Source organism: Thermogutta sp. (assembly GCF_039793925.1).
GTDB lineage: Bacteria > Planctomycetota > Planctomycetia > Pirellulales > Thermoguttaceae > Thermogutta.
The window spans coordinates 1-1,525 of the sequence record NZ_JBAMME010000064.1; the positions used below are offsets into that span (position 1 = coordinate 1).

General features: G+C 58.8%; 2 protein-coding genes. Both read right to left on the reverse strand.

Annotated elements, in window-relative coordinates; translation table 11 throughout:
* Window positions 1–1,198: hypothetical protein (locus tag ABJK56_RS02060; protein ID WP_347243003.1), on the reverse strand; the 1,198-nt coding region annotated here is incomplete at its 3' end.
* Window positions 1,199–1,260: 62 nt separating this feature from the next.
* The gene (locus tag ABJK56_RS02065; RefSeq protein ID WP_347243004.1) at window positions 1,261–1,482 is read right to left on the reverse strand and encodes a hypothetical protein; all 222 of its coding nucleotides are present in this window, start codon (window positions 1,480–1,482) and stop codon (window positions 1,261–1,263) included.
* Between the last annotated feature and the right edge of the window lie 43 nt (window positions 1,483–1,525).

The following is a 1,525-nucleotide window of genomic DNA, read 5'->3' on the forward strand; positions in this document are numbered from 1 at the left end:
GATGCTCGGCCCTCGTGCCTTTGCCCTCCTTGTCCTCTCGGGGCGAAAAGAGCTCTTCGAGTTCCCCCCAGCGGTAATACCCGAAGGGCTCGGGTACCCAAATCTCGTCGTCGGTGACGGCAAGGCGGTTCACGTCGGTTTTTTCGTCAAAGGTGAAGCAGTGAACGCCGCTATCATCGCTGCGGTAAACCAGAACGGCTCGCGACGGCACAGTAATGCCCGTGGTGACGAGGACCAGGTCGTTGCCCCGGGCGGACACCCGTTGAAAGATGTTGTTCGGGGTTTCCACAACGAGACGAAGCTTGCTATTTTTTCTTGTGGCGTCCTGGAGGTACGGGGCTACCGACTGAGCGAACAAGTCAAGGCCGGTCGCAAAATCTTCTTGTTGGCGAGCTTCGTCCAGGGGAAAGCGAAACGGAAGGACACGGGAGCTCAAGATCCGTCCCTCGGGAGTGGCGAGCATCACCTCAGCGCTGGAAAGACCCACCAGCCAAAGCTTGCCGTCGGAGCGGCCGGCAAGGCCCAAGGCCCACTCGCTCAAGTTGGGCTTTTCCGGGTCCAAGCGCTCCCGCCTAACCCGCAGCAATACCTCCTCACCCGAACCGTCAACTTCCGAGCGCACCCACAGGGGCGGAAGCTCTTCTTTTTCACCCAAAGGGTTCCCTTGCCGGCGCCGCGGGAAAGGGCAGTAGTGGAGTGCACCCTTGACGATGGTCGCATTTTTGGTGTCGGCCCGTACGGTGGTCACGTAAGTGCCCTGGGCGAAAACGGCGAACTCGCCTTGGCCAAACAGCAGGGCATAGGTGCCGTCTTCCGATATAGCAAAGCCGCGCAGCCGGTTGCCCGTCCAGGGATTGCGAAGGAAATACTCCGAGACGATCCTTCCCCGTTCCGCTGTAAGCAACTGAAGGGTTTCGTCCACTTTCGGGACGAGGAGGGCAAGGGTTTTGTGGCTTGCCGCTATTTTGGCTTCGGGCGGCAGCTTCTCGGGGAAACTGGCCGGGGGTTTATGGAAGAGTCGGGGCGGAACCTGGACGCAGGTGAGGTCCGAGTCGAATTTTTCTCGGAGCTTTGCGGCCTGATTGCGAAGAATCACCCATTCCCCCGGGATTGCAGGCGTGGGCTTGGGAGCTTGAGGTGCAGGGGTGGGGGTGCTGCCTGCAGCCAAAGCCAATAGGTAGACTGCGATGTTCGACATAAAAGAGTACCTCCAGGGAGGCTACCTCCCACAGGCTGGAGGTAGCCTCCCACAGTATGTCCTCAACAATCGTACCCGCTTGCCGAAAGGGTGATTTCGTTACCGTCGTCAAGGTCAATAGTACACGACACCGACCAGTTGCAGCCGTCATCGGTGATCACACAGTACATCGACATGGCATGGGCCTTGGGCACCGAAAAGGCGGCAACGAGCAGAACCGTGGAAGCCGCTCCCAAAACTCTTCCCAACAGCGTTTTTCGCGTTTTCAAGGCTTTTGTCTTCATTTCCGTTCCTCCTTTCGTTCTTTCTCTCCCTTTCCCTCCGGCC